Origin of the sequence: Desulfovulcanus ferrireducens, assembly GCF_018704065.1 — a bacterium.
In the GTDB taxonomy this organism is placed as follows: domain Bacteria; phylum Desulfobacterota; class Desulfovibrionia; order Desulfovibrionales; family Desulfonatronovibrionaceae; genus Desulfovulcanus; species Desulfovulcanus ferrireducens.
Map to the genome: position 1 here is coordinate 219,411 of NZ_JAGUQP010000001.1, position 20,518 is coordinate 239,928.

General features: G+C 41.0%; 18 protein-coding genes. 11 read left to right on the forward strand and 7 right to left on the reverse strand.

Translation table 11 applies throughout. The annotated features are described in order from the left end of the window. Entirely contained in the window at positions 1-1,269 is a 1,269-nt protein-coding gene (thiC, locus tag KFV02_RS00990; RefSeq protein ID WP_434800273.1) for a phosphomethylpyrimidine synthase ThiC, read from the forward strand. 76 nt (positions 1,270-1,345) lie between these two features. On the opposite strand, the gene KFV02_RS00995 is transcribed toward thiC, so the two are convergent. Next, positions 1,346-1,678 (reverse strand): DUF190 domain-containing protein, encoded by a 333-nt coding sequence (locus tag KFV02_RS00995; protein ID WP_252379665.1) that lies wholly within the window; start codon positions 1,676-1,678, stop codon positions 1,346-1,348. A gap of 60 nt (positions 1,679-1,738) precedes the next feature. Between KFV02_RS00995 and KFV02_RS01000 the strand changes: the two genes are divergently transcribed. The 9 genes from KFV02_RS01000 (at position 1,739) to phoU (ending at position 11,936) form a co-directional block, all read left to right on the forward strand. Beyond that, on the forward strand, positions 1,739-2,326 hold the full coding sequence (locus KFV02_RS01000; RefSeq protein ID WP_252379666.1) for a class IV adenylate cyclase: 588 nt from the start codon (positions 1,739-1,741) through the stop codon (positions 2,324-2,326). 16 nt (positions 2,327-2,342) lie between these two features. Next, a complete protein-coding gene (locus KFV02_RS01005) occupies positions 2,343-3,557 on the forward strand; it encodes an aminopeptidase (protein WP_252379667.1) in 1,215 nt (404 codons plus the stop codon). 1,138 nt (positions 3,558-4,695) lie between these two features. Then, positions 4,696-5,511, forward strand: a complete 816-nt coding sequence (locus tag KFV02_RS01010; RefSeq protein ID WP_252379668.1) for a phosphate ABC transporter substrate-binding protein — start codon at positions 4,696-4,698, stop codon at positions 5,509-5,511. A 179-nt stretch (positions 5,512-5,690) separates the two neighbouring features. Further along, positions 5,691-6,581, forward strand: a complete 891-nt coding sequence (gene pstC / locus KFV02_RS01015) for a phosphate ABC transporter permease subunit PstC (protein ID WP_252379669.1) — start codon at positions 5,691-5,693, stop codon at positions 6,579-6,581. Positions 6,582-6,996: 415 nt separating this feature from the next. After that, on the forward strand, positions 6,997-7,845 hold the full coding sequence (gene pstA / locus KFV02_RS01020) for a phosphate ABC transporter permease PstA (RefSeq protein ID WP_252379670.1): 849 nt from the start codon (positions 6,997-6,999) through the stop codon (positions 7,843-7,845). A gap of 46 nt (positions 7,846-7,891) precedes the next feature. Next, positions 7,892-8,575, forward strand: a complete 684-nt coding sequence (locus KFV02_RS01025) for a response regulator (protein WP_252379671.1) — start codon at positions 7,892-7,894, stop codon at positions 8,573-8,575. Between the two features lie 119 nt (positions 8,576-8,694). Beyond that, entirely contained in the window at positions 8,695-10,476 is a 1,782-nt protein-coding gene (locus tag KFV02_RS01030) for a sensor histidine kinase (protein WP_252379672.1), read from the forward strand. A gap of 18 nt (positions 10,477-10,494) precedes the next feature. Next, positions 10,495-11,256, forward strand: coding sequence for a phosphate ABC transporter ATP-binding protein PstB (pstB, locus tag KFV02_RS01035; protein ID WP_252379673.1), 762 nt, complete (start codon positions 10,495-10,497; stop codon positions 11,254-11,256). Positions 11,257-11,264: 8 nt separating this feature from the next. After that, entirely contained in the window at positions 11,265-11,936 is a 672-nt protein-coding gene (phoU, locus tag KFV02_RS01040; RefSeq protein WP_252379674.1) for a phosphate signaling complex protein PhoU, read from the forward strand. A 361-nt stretch (positions 11,937-12,297) separates the two neighbouring features. Here phoU and KFV02_RS01045 read toward each other — a convergent pair whose 3' ends face one another. Next, positions 12,298-14,517: a bifunctional diguanylate cyclase/phosphodiesterase gene (locus KFV02_RS01045; protein WP_252379675.1), complete on the reverse strand. Its 2,220-nt coding sequence runs from the start codon at positions 14,515-14,517 to the stop codon at positions 12,298-12,300. Positions 14,518-14,866: 349 nt separating this feature from the next. On the opposite strand from KFV02_RS01045, the gene KFV02_RS01050 reads away from it, so the two are divergent. Beyond that, positions 14,867-15,127: a transposase gene (locus tag KFV02_RS01050; protein ID WP_252379676.1), complete on the forward strand. Its 261-nt coding sequence runs from the start codon at positions 14,867-14,869 to the stop codon at positions 15,125-15,127. A gap of 255 nt (positions 15,128-15,382) precedes the next feature. On the opposite strand, the gene ftsY is transcribed toward KFV02_RS01050, so the two are convergent. The 5 genes from ftsY to carA all read right to left on the reverse strand — a co-directional run bounded on the left by ftsY (position 15,383) and on the right by carA (position 20,492). Continuing rightward, positions 15,383-16,753, reverse strand: coding sequence for a signal recognition particle-docking protein FtsY (gene ftsY, locus KFV02_RS01055; RefSeq protein WP_252379677.1), 1,371 nt, complete (start codon positions 16,751-16,753; stop codon positions 15,383-15,385). Between the two features lie 167 nt (positions 16,754-16,920). Then, positions 16,921-17,598: a Smr/MutS family protein gene (locus KFV02_RS01060; protein ID WP_252379678.1), complete on the reverse strand. Its 678-nt coding sequence runs from the start codon at positions 17,596-17,598 to the stop codon at positions 16,921-16,923. Positions 17,599-17,646: 48 nt separating this feature from the next. Continuing rightward, on the reverse strand, positions 17,647-18,303 hold the full coding sequence (locus KFV02_RS01065) for an LOG family protein (protein ID WP_252379679.1): 657 nt from the start codon (positions 18,301-18,303) through the stop codon (positions 17,647-17,649). Positions 18,304-18,408: 105 nt separating this feature from the next. Continuing rightward, positions 18,409-19,209: a tetratricopeptide repeat protein gene (locus KFV02_RS01070; RefSeq protein ID WP_252379680.1), complete on the reverse strand. Its 801-nt coding sequence runs from the start codon at positions 19,207-19,209 to the stop codon at positions 18,409-18,411. 170 nt (positions 19,210-19,379) lie between these two features. Then, positions 19,380-20,492 carry a glutamine-hydrolyzing carbamoyl-phosphate synthase small subunit gene (gene carA / locus KFV02_RS01075; protein ID WP_252379681.1) on the reverse strand — a complete coding sequence of 371 codons (1,113 nt, stop codon included), beginning with the start codon at positions 20,490-20,492 and terminating at the stop codon, positions 19,380-19,382. Positions 20,493-20,518: the final 26 nt, after the last annotated feature.

The window sequence follows — 20,518 nt, forward strand, 5'->3', positions numbered from 1 at the left end:
TTGGATATGCTTACCAAAAATAAAGTTTTAGCTGAAATTTTAGATAAAAATCTAGATGCCATTGCACAAGCTGAACAATTATCAAGTGAGACAATTAAGCAAAGTGTGCAAAAAGGCTCCATGGTTGTCCTGGCAAATCCTAAACATGGTAATGTGTTACCGATTTTAATTGGCCAGCCAGCTCGTATTAAAGTTAACGCCAATATTGGTACTTCCCCCTTTATCAATGATCTGGAGTTGGAACTGAAGAAAGTTCAGGTAGCTTACAACAGCGGGGCACATACGATAATGGATTTATCTACAGCAGGCAATCTGGATGAAATCCGTAAACTAATAATTGAACATTCTCCTTTGCCTGTGGGCACGGTGCCTATTTATTCAGTGGCTCAAAAATATATTAGTCAGGGACAAGACCCGAGCCGGATGTCCACTCAGGAGATTTTTGAAGAGATCCACAAACAGGCTGAGCAAGGTGTGGACTTTATGACCGTGCATTGCGGTGTGACAAAGAGGGCGACCAGCCTGGTGAAAGAGGGACAGCGACTCTTGGGCATTGTTTCGAGGGGCGGGTCGATTCTGACCAAATGGATGCAAGTAAACGACAAGGAAAATCCACTTTATGAACATTATGATGATCTTTTGAAATTGGCCAAAGAATATAATCTGACTCTAAGTCTGGGTGATGGTATGCGTCCGGGAGCAGGCGCTGATGCCGGCGATGCACCTCAGTGGGAAGAGGTAATTGTCCTTTCAGAGCTTACCTTAAAGGCCTGGGAAGAAGGGGTCCAGGTTATGATCGAGGGTCCCGGGCATGTTCCTTTGCATCTTATAGAGAGTCAGATTCGAGGCATAAAACAACTTTGCCACAATGCCCCTCTATATGTACTTGGACCTCTCACTACGGATGTTGCCCCTGGTTATGATCATATTGCCGGAGCCATTGGCGGGGCTTTGGCTGCTATAAACGGGGCAGACTTTTTATGTTATTTAACCCCTGCTGAACACTTAACTTTGCCTACTTTAGAAGATGTCCATGAAGGAGTGGTTGCTTCCCTTATTGCTGCTCATAGCGCAGAAGTTGCCATGGGTCGGAAAGATGCAACTGAGCGTAATAACGAGATTTCCAAGGCCAGAAAAGAGCTTGACTGGGAGCGCATAACTACCTTGGCGCTTGCTCCTGAGACGGTAAAGAGAAGACGTAAGGATTTTGCGGGTAAAGAAGAATGTGCCATGTGCGGTGAATTCTGCGCAGTGAAGATGCTTAGATAAGAAAACGAGGAAGCGGAGAAACGTATAAATGGTTAATCAAATAATCCCCGCATCCCAGCTTCTCCGCTTCCTCGTTTCAGCTGTGCCGATAGAAAATAACCTGCACTGGTTCTCTGGTGATTAACCCTTCCTTGAGCATGGGGTCGATGGTTTGTAAAAAGGTATTGATTTTGTCGGATGTATCCACGATTTCAATAACCAGGGGCATATCTTCTGAAAGGCGCAAAATTTTTGAGCTGTGGATCCGGCTGTTTGCTCCATAACCCAGGACCCCGCGTAGCACCGTAGCCCCTGCCAGGCCCATTTCTCTGGCTTTAAGCACTAGCTGTTCAAATAAAGGTTTGTTATCAAACTTATCATTTTCTCCGATAAAAATACGGATACGTTCGGCTCGTTCAGGTAAATGCATCTTGTTACCTCCTATTGTTTTTTATATTAAAGCAAAGCCTTATCAGGTGCAAGGAGACAAATGGCTTTAGAAGTAGAACTCAAGTTCCCGCTAGAAAGTTTTGACTCACTTGTCTCGATTTTGGAAAACAAAGGGAAAAAGCTTTCGACCTGGTATTTTGAACAAAATATTGTCCTGGATACGCAGGAGCAGCTACTTAAAGGGAAAGATATACTTTTGCGTTTGCGCAAAGGCTTAGATCATGTCCTTACCTTAAAATTTCCTGAGGTAGACACGGATGGCCTAGTGAAGAAAAGAGAAGAACTGGAAGCCAAAGTGGAGGACATTTATATTTTAGAAGATATTTTTAAGACTTTGGGTTTTTTCCCTTTTTTAACTTATGAGAAATTCAGGCAGAAGTGGGAACTAGAGGATTGTAAAATTTGCCTGGATATTTTGCCTTTTGGAAATTTTATAGAAATCGAGGGCGATAAAATTTTTCAGGCAGCCAAAATATTACGATTGGCAGTCGAACAAGGAACAAAAAAGACCTATTATGAATTGTTTCAAGATTTTTTGAAAAGCCATAACTTGCCTTTGGAAGAGAGTTTTGTTTTTTCTGAGAAAGAAAAGGAGTTGATTGCCGCAAGACTTGGCGTGAAAATTTAAAGACTTGGAGAAAGATATGTTTACAGATACACAGTTGGACAAATATGCTAAAGTGTTGATTTGGGGGATGAGAAAGGCCCGCACAAAGCAATTTAGCAAAGGCGATGTTGTTCTGCTGCGCACAGACAAATCCGCTTTGCCTTTGGCAGACAAGGTGTTTCAAAAATTACTGGAACTTGGATTAAATCCCGTGGTGCGCATTAATTTGCCCGAGGACATGGAGAAGACCTTTTTTACCCATGCCTCTGACGAACAGATCACTTTCAAGGTGCCTGGAGATGAAGAACTTTATAATCATTTGAATGGTCTTATTTCCTTGCTTGGGCCTGAATCATTAACCCACCTCAAAGATATTGACCCGTCCCGTATCGGCAAACTGGCTGTGGCCAAAAAGTATTTGCGCGATATCCTGGAAAAGAGGGAAAACCAGGGGGATTTTGGCTGGACCTTGTGTCTTTATCCTACTCAGGAGCTTGCCAGCAAGGCCGGCTTAAGTTTTGAAGAATATACTGAACAGGTGATAAAGGCAGTATATCTGGATCATGACGACCCTTGTTCGGATTGGGAAAGGGTCTATAACCTGGCTCAAGAAGTAAAAGATTGGTTGAACAGCCTGGAAGTAGAATACTTTCATGTCCTGTCCGAAAACACAGACATGAAGGTTTACCAGGGAGAGATGCGGCGCTGGCTAGGTGTTTCCGGGCATAATATCCCTAGTTTTGAACTCTTTTTATCGCCGGACTACCGTTATACCGAAGGCGTTTATTTTGCGGACCAGCCATCCTATCGCAGCGGCAATGTCGTCCGCGGAGTGCGTCTGGAATTTAAAGAAGGCCAGGTGATTGATGTAAAGGCTGAGGAAGGAGAGGAGTTTGTGCGCAAACAACTGAACATGGATAGAGGCGCTTCCTTCCTTGGCGAGTTTTCACTGACCGACAAGCGTTTTTCCCGTATCAGTAAATTTATGGCCCATACCCTTTATGATGAAAATTTCGGAGGAGAATTTGGCAATTGCCATGTTGCTGTTGGAGCTTCTTATGCCGATACCTATGCGGGTGACCCGAAAGAATTGACTCCCGAGAAGAAAAAAGAACTCGGGTTTAATGATTCAGCTCTGCACTGGGATCTGGTGAATACGGAAGCCAAGGTTGTTTATGCCTATCTTAAAAACAAGGAACGGGTAACCATTTACGAGAATGGAAAGTTTTTGATGGATGGCCTGGAAGATTAATGCCTGCCAAGCCAAGCTGCCGCCAACACAGAGTGCCCCAGACATACTCAGCACCAGCGAAATGAGGAGTGGGCACTTCAAAAATAGTTGTTGGCGGCATTGAGCGCCTTGTTGGTCGCTCTTCTCCCTTCTTACTTGCTTGCCTCAAATTTTACGCATTGCATCTTCATGATAATCCTTCCCTTAATCGTTCGCTATCATTTAACATCATTTTGTCATTGATTATACCCCATGAAATTTTTGCCAAGGTGTTGTTATCACAGAATATAATCAAATTGTTTTGGTGGGTTACTGGGGACTGGCTCCTTTTGCGAAGCAGAAGCACCTGTTCACAGATATAGCAGGGCAAACCCTTCTGATTTTTAATAAAAAACCTCGCGCCAAGCCGCCAAGTCGCCAAGGAAAACAAAGGCTTTTGTTCGGCTTAAGGGAACAAGCCGAACAAAAGATTCTCAGCCCTTTGGGCCGATGTTTGATGTGCAATAACGATTTGTTAGATATATAAATTTTCGAATTCAGCTTAGGTTAGCTCATTTATCCTGGCCTGAAAGGCCAGTAAGTCAGGTCTGTCAGCGTCTTGCTGACAGACCTGACGCTTTCGCTATTTCTACCCTTGGCGTCTTTGCGTCTTGGCGCGAGAATTTTTGTAATTTAGGTGCGTTTGCCCTGGCAGATATATGGTTTAGGCTGTAAATTTTCGCGGATTTAAGTTAACATTAAAAAATTGCTCTTTTAGTCTGTTTCCAGTGGAATAATGCTGATTAAAAATTTTGTGGGAATACTAGCTTATAAAGGCCATATGGTTTATAGGGTATAATCATCAGGCGAATCAGAAAAGTTTTTTACTTTAACGTCAAGAGAAGGCTCTATTCCCGCCTTGTTTCCTCTTCCTCAACTAGTCACATACTCAGAGGAGACTCCGGAAAATCATCAGCCCCATACTCGCCTGTCACTTCGCCTGTCTCTGATACAGCGTTTGGCTAATTTGGACTGTTTGTCGTTATGTTTATGACTGGCTAAATTGTTGGACCAAAGAAGTTCTATTTGTCATCAAAATTTAGCATTCCTGTAACAAAACTGTAACAAATAAGTTCTACATACTTGTCAACAAAATTGGACAAGTCAAAAGGAGGTTAAGATGAAGAGGAAGTTATTTTTGTTTATGGCTGTTATAGCCAGTTTGTTGCTTACAGTTTCGGCGTGGGCCGGTTCCATCCAGATTAAGGGGTCAACCACGGTTTTGCCTGTGGCTCAAAAGATTGCCGAGCAGTTTATGAAAGAGTTTCCGGACATTAGCATTTCCATATCCGGAGGAGGTTCTGGAAATGGTATCAAAGCCTTGATTGATGGGACTACAGACATAGCTGACAGTTCAAGGTTTATTAAAGACAAAGAGATAAAACTTGCTGTTTCCAAAGGCAGGTATCCAGTTCCCTTTGCCGTGGCTTATGATTGTATTGTCCCGGTTGTTCATCCTTCTAATCCGGTGTCCAACCTAACATTGGAACAACTCAAGGCTATTTATACCGGCAGAGTTAAAAATTGGAAGGATGTTGGTGGAGAGGACAGAAGAATTGTAGTTATCTCAAGAGATACATCTTCCGGAACTTATGAAGTGTGGGAAAAGAAGGTCTTAAAGGGAGCACGTGTCTATGCCGGGGCGCAGCTCCAGGCCTCAAACGGAGCCGTGGCCCAGGTAGTGGCCAAGAATAAATATGCCATTGGTTATTTAGGTATTGGTTATTTGAACAAAGATATAAAAGTGGTTAAGGTTAATGGGGTGACCGGGACTCCAGCTACTGCCTTGGACGGCAGTTTTCCTATTGCACGCAGCCTGTTCATGTTTACACAAGGTTGGCCAAAAGGTGATGTAGCTAAGTTTATCCGGTATGTTCTCCATCCGCAAAAAGGACAAAAACTGGTCAGAGAAGTTGGTTTTGTGCCTCTTTATTAGAGGGAGCTAGCTTATGAGGCTAAAGGCTTAGGGCTAAAAAAATACCCCTAATGCCTTTAGCCCTTGGTTGTTGAATCGTGCCTGTCTCCAATGCAGCATTTAGCTGTTCTGGAGTTTTTTGTTGTTGCTACTGATGTGTAGGTAAAAGTCGGGTCGTTAATGAGAGGATAAGAAGAAGTATGTTTAGTCGTCAGAAAAGAGAACAACTGATAAAACTTGCTTTTTTAAGTATTGCCTGTGGGTCTATAATTATTTTGGGTCTGATCATGTTTTTTTTATTTTATGAAGGTCTACCCATTTTCAAGCACGTTTCATTTAAAGAATTTTTTCTGGGTACTGAGTGGTATCCAACATCTGAGCCGCCCTCTTTTGGTATCTTTCCTCTTTTTATAGGCTCGTTATTGGTCACGATTTTGTCTTCGCTTATTGCTGTGCCTTTAGGGATCATGACTGCCATTTATCTGGCGGAAATCGCGGGACCAAAGATACGGGGTATAGTTAAACCTGTGGTTGAACTTTTGGCAGCATTGCCTTCCGTAGTGATTGGTTTTTTCGGAATGGTAGTGGTGGCACCTTTTTTACAGGAATATTTTGATCTGCCCACCGGACTTAACGTTTTTAATGCCTCCCTAATGCTTGCTTTTATGTCCATACCCACTATTTGTAGTATTTCAGAAGATGCTATTTACAGTGTGCCCACAGAACTTAAGGAGGCTTCCTTAGGTTTAGGAGCAACTCACTTGCAAACCATTGTTCGGGTTGTCTTGCCGGCTTCGTTATCCGGTATAAGCACAGCAGTTATTTTAGGCATGTCCAGGGCTATTGGCGAGACCATGGTTGTGCTCATGGTCGCTGGCGGCGCAGCCATGATTCCGGAGAGTGTCTTTGATCCTGTCCGGCCCATGCCTGCAAGTATTGCTGCAGAAATGGCCGAAGCTCCCTTTAGGAGCGATCACTATCACGCATTATTCGCTATCGGCGTTGTGCTTTTTGTCTTTACCTTGCTTTTTAACATGGTTGCTGACCACATAGCTCACAAACATAAGCAAGTGGGGGCAGCTACATTATAGAGTCTGTGGCCAAACCCCATTTTAACCGCTGATTGAAAGTCTTGGTTTCTGAAATGCATTACAAACGGCTTGGGTAACCCAATCTTAACGAAGCTTGCGGGAAAACAGAGCATCGGGATGAATGGGCTAAATATTTTGCGATATTGACCATAACTATCGATAATAAAAAAATATTTGTTTACCTAAAATATCCCATTATGCTCTGTCCGCAAGCAAGTTTTAGTTGGGTCCAAGTCTTTGTACCAGCATGAAAGAAACCAAAACTGGAATAAACCATGGAAATTAAGTTTATAAAAAGGGTTGGCTACAAGCTCTATAGTTCTAGAAATTCGGTAACTAAAGATAGTTGAATAGTTAACTAGTTGAATAAATTGTACCTGTAATCTAATAAACCATTAAACCAATAAAGCTTGTGATGAAGAAAAGAAAAGTTACTCAGGCTATAGCCTTTGGATTCTTGCGTAGCTCAGCTATGATTAATGGCTTGGCCTTGGCTATTATCGTTTATTTTTTATTACAAAACGGTCTTACGGCCATAAGTTGGGAGTTTATCAGTCAACCTCCCAGGAATATGATGACCGAAGGGGGCATTTTGCCCTGCATTATCGGGACAATTATATTGAGTTTTGGCTCTATACTTGTGGCTTTGCCTTTGGGCGTGGCCTCGGCTATTTATCTCAATGAATATGCCCGTCCGGGCAAATTGTTACGGATTATACGTCTAGGCATAAATAATCTGGCTGGAATTCCTTCTATAGTTTTTGGTCTTTTTGGGCTTGCTTTTTTTGCCACAAAGTTGGGTTTTGGCATTAGTATTTTGTCCGGTATTCTGACCCTGGGATTTTTAATCCTGCCGGTTATGATCGGGACAACAGAAGAGGCCTTAAAGTCTGTTCCTCAAACTTATCGCGAGGCTTCTTTGGGGCTAGGGGCCACAAAATGGCAGACTATTTTTAAGGTAGTTTTGCCGGCAGCCACGCCAGGAATTTTAACCGGGGCTATTTTGAGCCTGAGCAGGGCTGCCGGCGAAACAGCAGCTATTATGTACACAGCAGCCGTGTTCTTTTCGCCTCATTTACCAGATTCAATTTTTGACGATGTTATGGCCTTGCCTTATCATATTTATGTTTTGGCTACGGCCGGTACAGAAATTGAGAAGACCAGACCTTTGCAGTATGGTACGGCCCTGGTGCTTATTGCTTTGGTTTTTGCCATGAATTTTATAGCTATTTATTATCGGGCAAAGATGCAAAAGAAACAATAGAAAAAAGCTAAAGAGAAATAACATAGAAGCGTAGAACTTTTATATTATGCCTAGAATTTTGATTGTTGAAGACGAGCCGGATATTCTCGCCCTTTTGAGTCTAAATTTAAACCGGGCAGGGTTTGAGACCATTGAGGCAGACAATGGTCTTGATGGCCTTAAACTAGCTCAGGATAAAGTTCCTGACTTGATAGTTTTGGATCTCATGCTTCCAAAAATGGATGGGTTGGAAGTTTGCCGGCAGGTTAAGGCTTCAGACAGGACCAGTCAGATTCCTGTCTTAATGCTTACTGCCAGAGCGGAAGAAGTCGATCGTATTGTAGGATTTGAACTAGGTGCAGACGATTACGTGATCAAACCATTTAGCATTCGGGAATTAATTCTGCGTATAAAAGCCATTTTACGTAGAAAGGTGGGAGAACATACAGAAAAGAAGTCCATATGGAAGGTTAAAGGTCTGGAGTTTGATCGAGATAAAATGCAGTTTAAGGTGGATGGAGAATTAGTCAAGCTGACCTCAACAGAGTTTAAACTTTTGAGCGAATTAATTGATGCACAGGGAAAGATATTATCCAGAGAGCAGCTTTTGGACAGAGTGTGGGGGTATGATTTTGCAGGTTATGCCCGGACAGTGGACACTCATATTCGTAGATTAAGGATGAAGATGGGGCCTTATTCTGATGTGATCGAAACAGTGCGCGGCATGGGGTACAAAATAAAAAACGGATAGCTGTTTTAACGTGTTAATGGGGTGGATGGGTTGATGGGGTAGTGTCAACTGTTGAACTATTAAACCGGTTAGCTATTACTACCTGCTTCGTGTCCCCTGGCAACTGAAAAGTAAAGAACATGAATAGTTTATCCTTAAAGTTAAGAATTATTTTATTGTTTTGGGCAGTTTTAACACTGGCCTTAATTTTACCAAGTTCATATTTTATAAATATTTTAAAACAAGAAGTTAGAAGAGATGTAATTTTTAATGTCCAAAAGGAAACGGATCTTGTCCAGTGGATACTTTTAAATCAAGCTGTTAGAAAAGAACAATCGGATCTGGACAAATTAATTAAAGAGATTGGCCGGAGAATAGAAGATAGGATCACCTATATTACAGAGAATGGTATTGTTATTGCCGACTCTCAAGTTTCTGAGAAGAGATTAAAAAAACTGGACAATCATGCTACCAGGCCAGAGATCATTCAGGCCAGGTCCGAAGGTGAGGGTGTAAGTATCCGGTTTAGCCCTACCCTAAAAAAAGAGCTGGTTTACTATGCTCGGCGCATTGACCAAGATGATGGTTTGCCTGAAGGTTATTTGCGCATTTCGCGGCCATATTCGACCATAGCTGCGGTTTTGTCCAGGATAAAGACTAATATCTGGAGCGTTACTATATTTTCCCTTTTTGTTTCGGGAATACTGGTCTATTTTTTGATTTATAATTTGACCAGAAGATTTGATGCTATGGTTAAAGTTACTCAGGCCATAGGCCAGGGCGATTTGGCCAAAAGACTTTATTCATCTCCTGGCAAAGAATTTGAGCCCCTTGTCCAGGCCATTAATGAAATGGCAGAAAATATAGAGAAAAATGTCGAGACTATATCCAGGCAGAAAGTAGAGTTGGAGGCAATTTTAAATGGCATGGATGCAGGAATCGTTGCTCTGGATAAACAAGGACGAGTACTCAAGTTTAATCGGGCTTTTGAACAAATATTTTCTTATACCCCGAGTTATTTGGGGAAAAAGCTTTTGGAAATAAGTATTAATCCCAAACTCCAAGAGGCTTGTAACAAAGCATTAAAAAGCAATACGGATATTAAAAATTTGGAGTTAAGTGTTGGTTCTAATTATTACAGTGTAAATATTGTCGTTACAAAAAAATCAAAAGATTTAGGGGCAATTGTAGTCTTTCATGATATATCAAAATTGAAAAAAGTAGAGAATATGCGCAAAGATTTTGTGGCCAACGCCTCGCATGAATTAAGGACTCCTTTAACTTCAATCAAAGGCTACACTGAAACTTTACTCGAGAATGAAGAGCTTTTAAAAGAAAAGGGAAGAGAACTTTTAAAGGTAATTTTGAAAAATACTGAGCAGATGATTTATCTGCTCGAAGATATACTCAAACTGTCCCGAATAGAGTCGGGTAAGACAAAATTCAGAATAGAAGAAGTAGATGTTGGTAAGGTTGCTCAAAAGGCCTGGGAGAATAGCCAACACATGGTCGGCGATAAAGAAATTGTATTTCGAGGTTTAGTCAAAGATGGATGTCCGTATGTCTTGGCGGATGAAGAAGCCTTGCTTCTCGTCTTTCAAAATTTAATTCAGAACAGTATCAAATTTGTGCCAAAAGAAAATGGTGAAATTAAAATAGTTTGTGAGGATAAAAATGATAAGGTCTGGATAGGAGTGGAAGATAATGGTCCTGGTATCCCCCAAGAAGATCAGGGCAGAGTTTTTGAGCGGTTTTATCAGGTGAAGAAGTATCGGGATAGGGGAGTAAAGGGAACCGGTCTAGGTTTGTCCATTTGTCGAAATATTATCCGCAATCTAAATGGGCAGATCTGGGTGCAAAGTCCTGTTCCGAATAAGGAAAACGGCTGCATAATTTGGTTTTCACTGCCAAAAGCGAATTAAATATTTATGAGGGAGTTAATGGGTAAGAAATTAAAAATACGGGTTAGAGACTTGGATTTTTACTATGGGAATTTTCAGGCTCTGCATAAAATATCCATGGACATCTTTGCACAAGAGGTCACAGCTTTGATCGGACCTTCCGGATGTGGCAAAAGCACTTTTTTGCGCTGCATTAACCGGATGAACGATTTAATCCCCGGGACAAAGGTGGAAGGCGAGTTAACTCTTGAAGGCGAGGATATTTATGCGCCAAAAATAGATGTAGTCGAAATCAGGCGTAGGGTAGGGATGGTTTTCCAAAAGCCCAATCCTTTCCCTAAATCTATTTTCGAGAACGTGGCCTATGGATTACGAGTTAACGGTATTAAAGATAAGGAGTTTATTGCCCATAAAGTTGAAGAAAGTTTAAAAATGGCTGCCTTGTGGGATGAAGTAAAGGACAGACTGCACAGCTCTGCCCTTGGGCTTTCTGGCGGACAACAGCAGAGATTGTGTATTGCCAGGGCTTTGGCTGTCGAACCAGAGGTTTTGCTTATGGATGAGCCTGCTTCAGCGCTTGATCCCATTGCCACCCAGAAAATCGAGGAACTTATTTTTGAACTGAAGAAAAAATTTACCATCATCATTGTCACCCATAATATGCAGCAGGCAGCGCGTGTCTCTGAGGTAACGGCCTTTTTTTACATGGGTAAGCTTATTGAAATAGACGCTACAGACAGAATTTTTACAAGGCCCAAGGAGAAACAAACTGAAGAATACATAACTGGTAGGTTTGGTTAGGAGAAAATATGAGAAAACAATTGCATCAAGAATTGGATAATTTGAAAACTAGTGTCCTGAATATGGTTGCTCAAGTTGAGCAAACCCTAAAAAAGACCATTGATGCCTTTGCCACATTGGACGCCGACTTGGCCCAGGAGGTTATTGAAGGTGATCAAGTTATCAATGAAATGGAAGTAGAGATAGACGAGTTGTGCCTGAAGCTTTTAGCCTTGGAAGGACCTGTGGCCAGAGATTTAAGGTTTATTCTTGGATGTATGCGTATTTGTGTGGATTTGGAAAGAATTGGTGATGAATCTGTTAATGTTGCCGAAGCAACGATTATGCTTAGTTTTAAGCCCAGGCTTCCTTTTTATGATCAGCTTCAAATCATGGGGCAGAAGGCCAATAATATGTTAAAACAGGCCGTAATATCTTTTTTTGCTCCTGACCCTGATAAAGCCTTGCAGGTGTGCAGGATGGATTTTGAAGTTGATGAATTAAATTCCAAGATAATTAAAGAAATTGTGCAGTACATGTCTAAAGAAAGCCCAGCTATTGTGCGTTCTGTTCATGCCATAAATATTGCGCGTCGATTTGAGCGTATAGCTGACCTCTCCACAAATATTGCTGAGAGTGCTGTGTTTATTACTCGCGGAATTAATATTAAGCATTATTGCCAGTTCGATAATCGCATCTAGTCAGAGTGACTTCGCGCAACTTTTATTGTGCCTGTACTAACACAAGAACGGATGCACGCTAGAAAACATACTTGTCTGTTGAGAAGTTACAAAAAAAAATATCTGAACAATTGGCTAGATTATTCGAAAAGGTCCTCATCAAGGCAAAAGATGTCAAGGCAGAACTCCTATGGAAGCATTCTTGGAAAACTTCGCATTGGCAAAATAAAAAATTATAATAGATATGCAGTACGAGACATCTGACAACATTAACTAAATCTTACAACTGCCAGAAAGGATAATCACTGTCAGATTTAGTATTGACTAGTACACTTATAACGGCGTTCTTCTGTCTCTGAAATAAGAATTACCCTGTATGACTTTAGCCTTTTTTTTTAACTTCAGCGGCCCGCTCGCAAATTTGCTGGAGACTGCATTTGCCGCTTTTGTTTTGACAATCCACAATAGCGAGGGAAACAGAAACCAGTCTGAACCAGGCGCTCTTGCCGTCTCGTCCTCTGGCTTTTATCCTGCCTCTTTTTTGATCCTGCTCTGAATAGCGACTTTTTATCAGCCTTTTAAAACACCTGACAATGGCTATGGATATTCGCTCAGCCTTATCCGGAGTAGTAATTAAAACAAAGTCATCTCCGCCCACATGTCCCAAAAAATCTTCTGAATTGCCATGTCTTTTGACAGCCCAACTCATAATATGTCCCAGCAGGGTGATTATTTCATCTCCTTTTTTAAACCCATAGGTGTCGTTATATACCTTAAAATTATCAAGATCAGCATAAATGATACTGAAAGGAAGACCAATGGCCAACCTTCTTTCCATTTCTTGTTCTATTGAACGATTGCCCGGCAATCCTGTTAATGGATTACTTCCCCTGGCCATTTCTATCTGAACCTGGGCCATGTAGTCTATTAATTTTTGAACAGACACTACGCCCAGAAGTTTATTTTCTTTTGTGACAACAATGTCATCGTAGGCCTTGAATCGTTCCCTGGACGTAGCTTTTTGCGCTACAATTTCAACCGGAGTGGCTTCATCAACGATTACAGGCTCTTTGTCCATTATTACAGAGACAGTTTTTTTATAGTATAGAGCAACGCCAAATTGTGATGCCAGTTTTTTGGTAAGGTGATAAGCCATTATCAGACCAAGTGGCGTCTTATCGTTATCGCATACCACAATGCTGGCTATGGAAGGATCTTTATCCAATGTTTGATGTACCACTTTTATTTTTGTATCTTTATGAACAGAATTGGCCTGGTCAACCAAGTTGCCAATGGGCAAAAGGCATGTTGCCTGTTTAATCTTATTGATTTTCGAGCCGTTAGCTACCTTGAAAAGGGTAAAATTTGCTGTAGTATCTGGCTTTGGATATTTCGGCCTGGCAAGATAATACCCCTGTCCAAAATGGACGCCCATATCTATAAGCGCGTTTAGTTCTGTCCTGGTCTCTATTCCTTCTGCAATAATTTTCGAGCCTACTTTATCCGCAAAAGTTACCAGAGTCTCCATTAGAGCTCTTTTTATGGGATTGCGGTCAATATTGTGAACAAGTTCCCTATCAATTTTTATATAATCAGGGCGTAGTTCAGCAATTGTCCATAACCCAGAATATCCAGCTCCGGCATCATCAACAGCTATCTGAAAGCCCTGGTTTCTATAGTGATTAAGTGTTTTATAAAAAAGAGAAAAGTCTTTGATGCTGTGTTTTTCTGTTATTTCGAACACTATATTTTCAGGGGCAAGACCATGTTTTTGCAAAATTTTTTGTGTTCTGCCCGGAGTAAATTCAGGGTCAGCGAGGGTGCGCGGATGAATATTTAAAAACAATTTTTGTCCATTCTTAAGCGGCCCCAGTTTGCAAATAGAATTTTCCCTGCATATTTTTTCCAGAGTAAATAGCTCGCCTGCTTCTTCAGCAAAATCAAACAGTGCTATGGGAGAGTGAAAAAAACTGCCTTCCGGCCCTCTGGTTAAAGCTTCCCATCCAAAAATATCGGTACTGCCAAAGTTTATTATGGGCTGATAAATGATGTTGACTTGTTTTTTTTGTAGAATGGAATGAAATTCATTTGCCAGTTTTAACTGTTTGACCTTAATCTTTACCTTTGCCTGATTTCTGAGCCTGGACAGACATTGTAAAAAAGATTTTTCCCATTCGTTCTCTTTGATAGGCAAAAAAGATGTACATGCTATTTTTAATCTTGGTTTTTGGCCAATTGTTTGAAGAAATTTGTGTTTGAGGTTGTTTTCCAGATTTATTTTGAGAGAAAAAGTTGTGTCCAAATCCCATGTGTGATTATGTATTGGAGATATGTTGCCCCAGAATATAACAAATTCATATTTAGTCGGGGTGATGTAATCAATATGACTTTCTATGTTGTTTTGTAATTTTTTAATTTCTTTCTTTAATATAATATTTAGCTCATCCATAAGAGAATTGATAAAATTTTTACCATAAAGTTCTTCTAGAAGTTCAGCATCATGTAACCGTAGATACGCTACACTGATAAGTGGATATTGAGAAATGATTTGTTGTATTTTAAAAGATATGTTTTCTGCTTTTTTATGGTTATCTTGAAACATTGTTTCTCCCTATTTTTGAAAATCTGTTAATGATTTTGCTTTAAAACCATAATCTAGCTACAAAAGGCATATTTTTAAAGATTAATCCATTTTATGATAACTTTTTTTTGTTACAAAAATATGACAGAAAGGGTGTATTCTTAAAAAAAATTATGTATGTAAAATATCTCTATTCATGATTCAGTTTGTAATGGGTCTTGATTAAGTCAGAGCTATGAAATTGATTTTTTGTAGATTAGCTAAACAGGGTACTGAAAAGTGTTTAGAAAATTTAATATATTTGTAATGCTTATGTCATAATTGATGGTTTATTGCCTCCTAAAACAAGTGAAAAAAGGGAGGTAAACAAATGAGAAGGTTTGATGCTGATTTTAAGGACAAAGTGGCTTTAGAAACAATAAGAGGTGAGAAATCAGTTGAAGAGATTGCTAGGTATTACCAAGTTTGTCCTGGCAGGATCAGTAATTGGAGGAAAAAAACTTTGGAGGAAATACCAACTCTATTCAGTGATGGAAATCGTTCTCAACAGCGTACTATGGAGAGGAACAAATTTGCTGCGTTGAATAGAGAAGTACAATTATACCGTTACAGATTAACTCTGTATCGTTAAATTCGTAAAATTTATATCTGATGCGATAGTAAAGACCCTGTTTCACAGGGCCTTTTTAATTAGTTAACTCCATTTTTGGAGTTAACATACGAGGCAACTGTTCGGGTTTTAAGGGGAAAGGCGTGGCGACCAAAGCTGACTTACGGTGTCGAGGTGCACCTGAAAGTTGAACGATCTACCACGCCCAAATTCAAATGCTATCTCTTCATTCTTTAATCCTCAAAATGGATGATGTAAACATACGAGAAAGTTGAATTAGTTAAGCAAGGCTGCGGCAAAATCCTGACCGTTAAATGGTCTTAAATCTTCCATTTTTTCGCCCAGGCCAATAAAGGTGATGGGTATGTTGTGTTCTAGGGCTATGGCCACTACAACCCCGCCTTTGGCAGTGCCATCCAACTTGGTCAGCACTATTTCGTCAATCGGTACAGCCTCAGAAAATAACTGGGTCTGAGAGAGGGCATTCTGGCCTGTGGTCGCATCAAGAACCAGGATGGTTCGATGTGGTGCGCCCGGACATTTTTTGTTCAGGACTCTTTTTATTTTTTTCAGCTCCTCCATGAGATTGACTTTGGTATGGAGTCTGCCGGCTGTATCCACAAACACAATATCATAACCCTGATCCATGGCCTTGTCTAAGGCTTCATAGGCCACCGCAGCCGGGTCAGATCCATGTTCTTTAGCATAAAAGCCAGCCCCTACTCTGCCTGCCCAGATTTTGAGTTGTTCAATGGCGGCAGCGCGGAAGGTATCACCAGCTACCATCATTACTTTTTTACCTTGCATCTGGGCTCTGTGTGCCAGTTTGGCAATGGTTGTGGTTTTGCCCACGCCATTTACGCCGATCATCAGGACCACTTCAGGCGGTTTGGATACCTTTATTTTTTTGGGTTCAGGAAACAGGGAGGCCAGTTCTTGCTTGAGCAATCCTTTAAAGGCTTCTCCATCTTCAATTTTTTCTTTACGAACTTTTGGCCTTAAGCGCTCTAGAAGTTTTTGAGTGGCAGTAAAACCCACGTCAGCCATGATCAAAATTTCTTCCAATTCTTCCCAGAACTCATCATCAAATTTGCTGGTGATGCTTAAAAGTTGATCAATACGTTTGGATAACTGTTCTTTGGTCTTGGAGAGTCCTTCGGAAAGTTTTAAGAACAGCCTGTTTCGTTCATCTTCTTCATCTTCCAAATCCAGGGCCAGGGCCAATCTATACTGCAATTCAGAACGAAATTCAGAAATCAATTCATAATCCATTTCGTCCAACCAGTGGGCGAACTTGGATACGAAGTTTTCTGCTTCTTCCCTGGGGACTTCCAAGTTTTCAAAGAGAAAATGAAGCCTGGCCCAGAGTTCATCTCCTTTCTTTTCTACGCCTTGAAGTAGGTGGTCCAGCCAGATACTGAGCTTTGGTTCGGCATTTTCCAGGGCCTTACGTACATTTTTTTGCCAATCAGTATCAGCAATGACTTGTTTTTCTTCAGCTTGCACCGGCTCCTGTTCAGGAACAACCTTTTCCTCTTCAATCTTAGGTGCAGATATTTTTTCTTCTTCAACGGACGGTTCGGTTTTTTCAGGAGCTGGCTCCTCTTTTCTGTTCCACAATTTTTTTATTTTACTAAAAAAACCCATTTTTAGACTCCTTTATTTAATTTCTGAGCTATGAGCTTAATGGATAAGCCTGTTGTTTCGAGTAGCAGCATAAATCGTTTATAAAACTTTGCGAGTCTTTTGTCATGTTTCTATGTCTTCAAAATTTTTGTTTTTGCCCACAGCTCACAACTCTTAATTTCTTTTTTTTAAGGCTGTAAATCCAGCAGATACTTATCCCATATTATTTTTCCTCTGGTCTTTTTATATTTGCGGAGCAAAACATATAGGGCACCTGTTCCGCCATGTTTGGGCAAAGCAGTACAAAAGGCCAGGACTACTCTTTTTAGTGGTTCTCTGGTTAGCCAGTGTTGAACTTCCTTCTTTAATACTCCCATCCCCAAAGGGGAATTTTTCCCTCGGCCGGGAATCAGTAAAACACATCTTTTATTGTGCACATATTGCTCGCGCATAAAGTATAGTAGGGCTAACTTTGCCTGGTCAGTATTCATGCCGTGCAAATCCAGGTGAGCCTGGATGCTGAATTGACCATTTTTAAGTTTGCGAAATATCCTGGAGTCAAGTCCATGCACGTAACCATGAACGTATTCATCACTAAACTCTATATCAAATTCGATTTCGCCACGTAAAAATTTTTCCAGGGCATCTTGTTCTGCGCTGTCTTTGTTTGGACGAGACTGCAGAAAATTTTTATGCCCAGGAACTTGGCGTCCCTTTTTTTTTAAAGGCTTAACTCCGGCCATGGCACTTAAAAAGAGGGCCTTTTCATCCTCGTCCTGGTCAACAGTTTCTTCCTTAATAGGAACAGGCTTTGGTTGCCTGTCCGGGATTTTTATTTTTTTCAGTTTGTCAAAAGGCTTGTACATAGTAATGTATAGGAAGCAACAAATATTATTTCTCGTCTCGCTTTTTAACTAAATTATGACTAACCGTCTGATGATTTTTACCACTTCATCTGGTTCGTCTACAATATAAAAAAGATCCAGGTCTTTTTCATTAATGTAATTATTTTTGAGCAACTGCTCCTTGAACCACTCAACCAATCCAGCCCAAAATTCCTTGCCGACCATGATAATAGGGAAGGGCTTTATCCTTTTGGTCTGGGTCAGTACCAGAGCTTCGCTGAGTTCATCCAGGGTTCCGAATCCTCCGGGCATAACCACATAAGCCATGGCGTACTTTATGAACATGACTTTTCGTACAAAAAAGTAGCGAAAGTCACATTTCAGGTTGAGATAGTCATTTGGTTTTTGTTCAAAGGGCAGATGAATGTGCAGTCCTACAGAACGTCCACCACCGTCAACCGCTCCCTTGTTCCCGGCTTCCATAAGGCCTGGCCCGCCACCCGTGATCACGGCGTATCCGGCCTGAGCCAGTTTTTGGGCGATATCATAAGTAAGTTGGTATATTTTGTCTTCGGGATGAGCACGGGCAGAACCGAAAATGGATACAGCCGGTCCCAAGTCGTGTAAATCTTCAAAACCATCCACAAATTCGGCCATAATTTTAAACAGGCGCCACGGATCTTTGTAGGATAATTCGTCGATAACAAATTGTCTGCTTAAGGGCATTTTATTCTCCTTAATTTTTTATTGAATGATAGACTTCATTTAACTTGTTGAGTTGATAGCATTTGGATATGTAAGCTGACCGGAACTAACAAAATAAGTTGTATGTCATTTAAGCTTTTTTTGGACAAAGGAGAGCATTTTCTGGGCCTGTTCAAATTGAGGATTTAACTCCAGGGCCTTTTTGCTCATCTGAATCGCCTTTTCCCAGTCTTTATTTTCAAGATAGAGACGGCCTATATTAAAATAAAGATATTCGTCTTTTGGATTAAGTTTGAGGGCTTGGAGGTAGGCCTTCTCCGCTTCAGCAAAGCGTCCCAGTTTGCGCAGAGCCATGCCCAACCGGTTGAAGATGTGCACTGATTGAGGATTATCTTTGTACGCCAACTTCAGGTATTCGATGGCCTTTTTGTACTCCTCAGCATCGATTAAGCTGTCACTAATATCGATTTTGAGTTTAAAATCTTTGTCAAATTCTTTGATCAGTTGTTGAAAAATTCGATCAGCTTGGTCAATTTCCTTTTCTTCAAGGAGTTTTTTGGCCTTTTTTAGAGACTCCTGTTTCTTCCTTTCCAGCTCAGCCAATTGTTTTTGGGCCTCGTTGGCCAAATCTTCCTGGAGCACGTCGATTATTTCTTTGAGTTGCGATAGTAGTTTTTTTTCATTGCCAGGCTTGTATTCCAGTAGAATGGGATATACTTCTCTTAACTGTTGGTTGTTGTTTAAAATATAGACATTTTTTTCTATGAGTTCAGCCAGTTCTTTCTTTTCTCTGGCCATCAGTTTGCAGCGCAGAATTCCAAGTAGCCCTTCATACATAGCTATAACAGCAGCCTGGGTTTTTTTTTGTTTTAACAACGTGCCCACACTGTTTAGCTGATTTCTGCTTTTGGTTAATTCAACTGACATTTTTCCTCTGTTTACTGAAAATTTATGCAGATATAATTTCTATAAACTCGACTTTCGGGGCTGACGAGTAACAACTAGACTATTTTATTGACATAACTAAGTGAAAAGAAGAACCAGAGAGGAAAAGTGTACAAATCAAAAAAGCATTCTCATCCCCGAAAGCAGACTTGCTAACTTATTAATTCTCGAAATCTTGTAAAAAAATAACGGCTATCATGCGGACCTGGAGCAGCTTCAGGGTGATATTGCACTGCTATAATAGGTCTTTTTTTATGTCTAAAACCTTCCAGTGTTCGATCGTTTAGATTTATATGAGTCTGTTCCAGAAAATCAAGATGATCAACCTGAATGCAGAATCCATGGTTTTGAGAAGAGATTTCAATATGCTTGGTTGAAAGTTCCTGTACCGGATGATTCAAGCCATGATGGCCAAACTTTAATTTAAAACTTTTTCCACCCAGGGCCAGTCCTAAAAGCTGATGCCCAAGACAGATCCCAGCCATTGGGTAGTGTTCGCTTAAAAGGGAAATAGTGTGTATAGTGTCTTCTAAAGCAGCAGGATCACCCGGTCCATTGGATAGAAAAATAGCATCCGGAGATAATTTGTGCACCTGTTCATAGGTAAAATGGGCCGGAACGACTAATAAATCCAGGCCCTCTTCTTTTAGGAGTCTTAAAATATTCCATTTGATGCCAAAATCAAAGACCACTACTTTGGGTCCCGATCCTGGCCACGCATACCGGCTATTTTCAAGGCTTACTTTTTGAGGGCCACTATCTGTCCAAATGTAAGGGTGTTTGCATGTGGCCTCATAGGCCAGGTTGGCCCCTTCCATGCTTGGTAGTTCCTTGGCATGTTCAGCCAGTTTTTTCGGATCAAGTTCTTCAGTAGAAATAATGCCGCGCATGGCCCCAAAAATACGCAGATGTCTGGTCAGGGCCCGTGTATCTATGCCTTCTATGCCCATGACATTGTGTCTTTTTAAATAAGCCGGCAGGCTTTCCTGGGCCCGCCAGTTGGATGGAATATGACAACATTCTTTGACAATAAAAGCAGCTACCTGGACTCGATCCGATTCCACATCTTCTAAATTTACTCCATAATTACCGATCAGGGGATAGGTCATACACACCATCTGGCCCAGGTAAGAAGGGTCAGTTAATACTTCCTGATAGCCGGTCATGCCGGTATTAAAAATTACTTCTCCCTGGGCTTTACCATGTCCGGTAAAGGATTTGCCTTCAAACCAAGTGCCATCTTCGAGGGCTAAAATTGCCTGCATTGCGTTTCTCCTTTTTTCGTGAACAG

Bases quoted from the DNA above. Each gene is read 5' to 3' on its own strand.
- KFV02_RS01030 (WP_252379672.1), top strand. From the start codon at position 8,695: ATGAATAGTTTATCCTTAAAGTTAAGAATTATTTTATTGTTTTGGGCA.
- KFV02_RS01060 (WP_252379678.1), bottom strand. From the start codon at position 17,598: ATGTACAAGCCTTTTGACAAACTGAAAAAAATAAAAATCCCGGACAGG.
- pstC (WP_252379669.1), top strand. From the start codon at position 5,691: ATGTTTAGTCGTCAGAAAAGAGAACAACTGATAAAACTTGCTTTTTTA.
- KFV02_RS01005 (WP_252379667.1), top strand. From the start codon at position 2,343: ATGTTTACAGATACACAGTTGGACAAATATGCTAAAGTGTTGATTTGG.
- KFV02_RS01025 (WP_252379671.1), top strand. From the start codon at position 7,892: ATGCCTAGAATTTTGATTGTTGAAGACGAGCCGGATATTCTCGCCCTT.
- KFV02_RS01000 (WP_252379666.1), top strand. From the start codon at position 1,739: ATGGCTTTAGAAGTAGAACTCAAGTTCCCGCTAGAAAGTTTTGACTCA.
- ftsY (WP_252379677.1), bottom strand. From the start codon at position 16,753: ATGGGTTTTTTTAGTAAAATAAAAAAATTGTGGAACAGAAAAGAGGAG.
- pstB (WP_252379673.1), top strand. From the start codon at position 10,495: ATGGGTAAGAAATTAAAAATACGGGTTAGAGACTTGGATTTTTACTAT.
- pstA (WP_252379670.1), top strand. From the start codon at position 6,997: ATGAAGAAAAGAAAAGTTACTCAGGCTATAGCCTTTGGATTCTTGCGT.
- KFV02_RS01065 (WP_252379679.1), bottom strand. From the start codon at position 18,303: ATGCCCTTAAGCAGACAATTTGTTATCGACGAATTATCCTACAAAGAT.
- KFV02_RS01050 (WP_252379676.1), top strand. From the start codon at position 14,867: ATGAGAAGGTTTGATGCTGATTTTAAGGACAAAGTGGCTTTAGAAACA.
- phoU (WP_252379674.1), top strand. From the start codon at position 11,265: ATGAGAAAACAATTGCATCAAGAATTGGATAATTTGAAAACTAGTGTC.
- KFV02_RS00995 (WP_252379665.1), bottom strand. From the start codon at position 1,678: ATGCATTTACCTGAACGAGCCGAACGTATCCGTATTTTTATCGGAGAA.
- KFV02_RS01070 (WP_252379680.1), bottom strand. From the start codon at position 19,209: ATGTCAGTTGAATTAACCAAAAGCAGAAATCAGCTAAACAGTGTGGGC.
- carA (WP_252379681.1), bottom strand. From the start codon at position 20,492: ATGCAGGCAATTTTAGCCCTCGAAGATGGCACTTGGTTTGAAGGCAAA.
- KFV02_RS01045 (WP_252379675.1), bottom strand. From the start codon at position 14,517: ATGTTTCAAGATAACCATAAAAAAGCAGAAAACATATCTTTTAAAATA.
- KFV02_RS01010 (WP_252379668.1), top strand. From the start codon at position 4,696: ATGAAGAGGAAGTTATTTTTGTTTATGGCTGTTATAGCCAGTTTGTTG.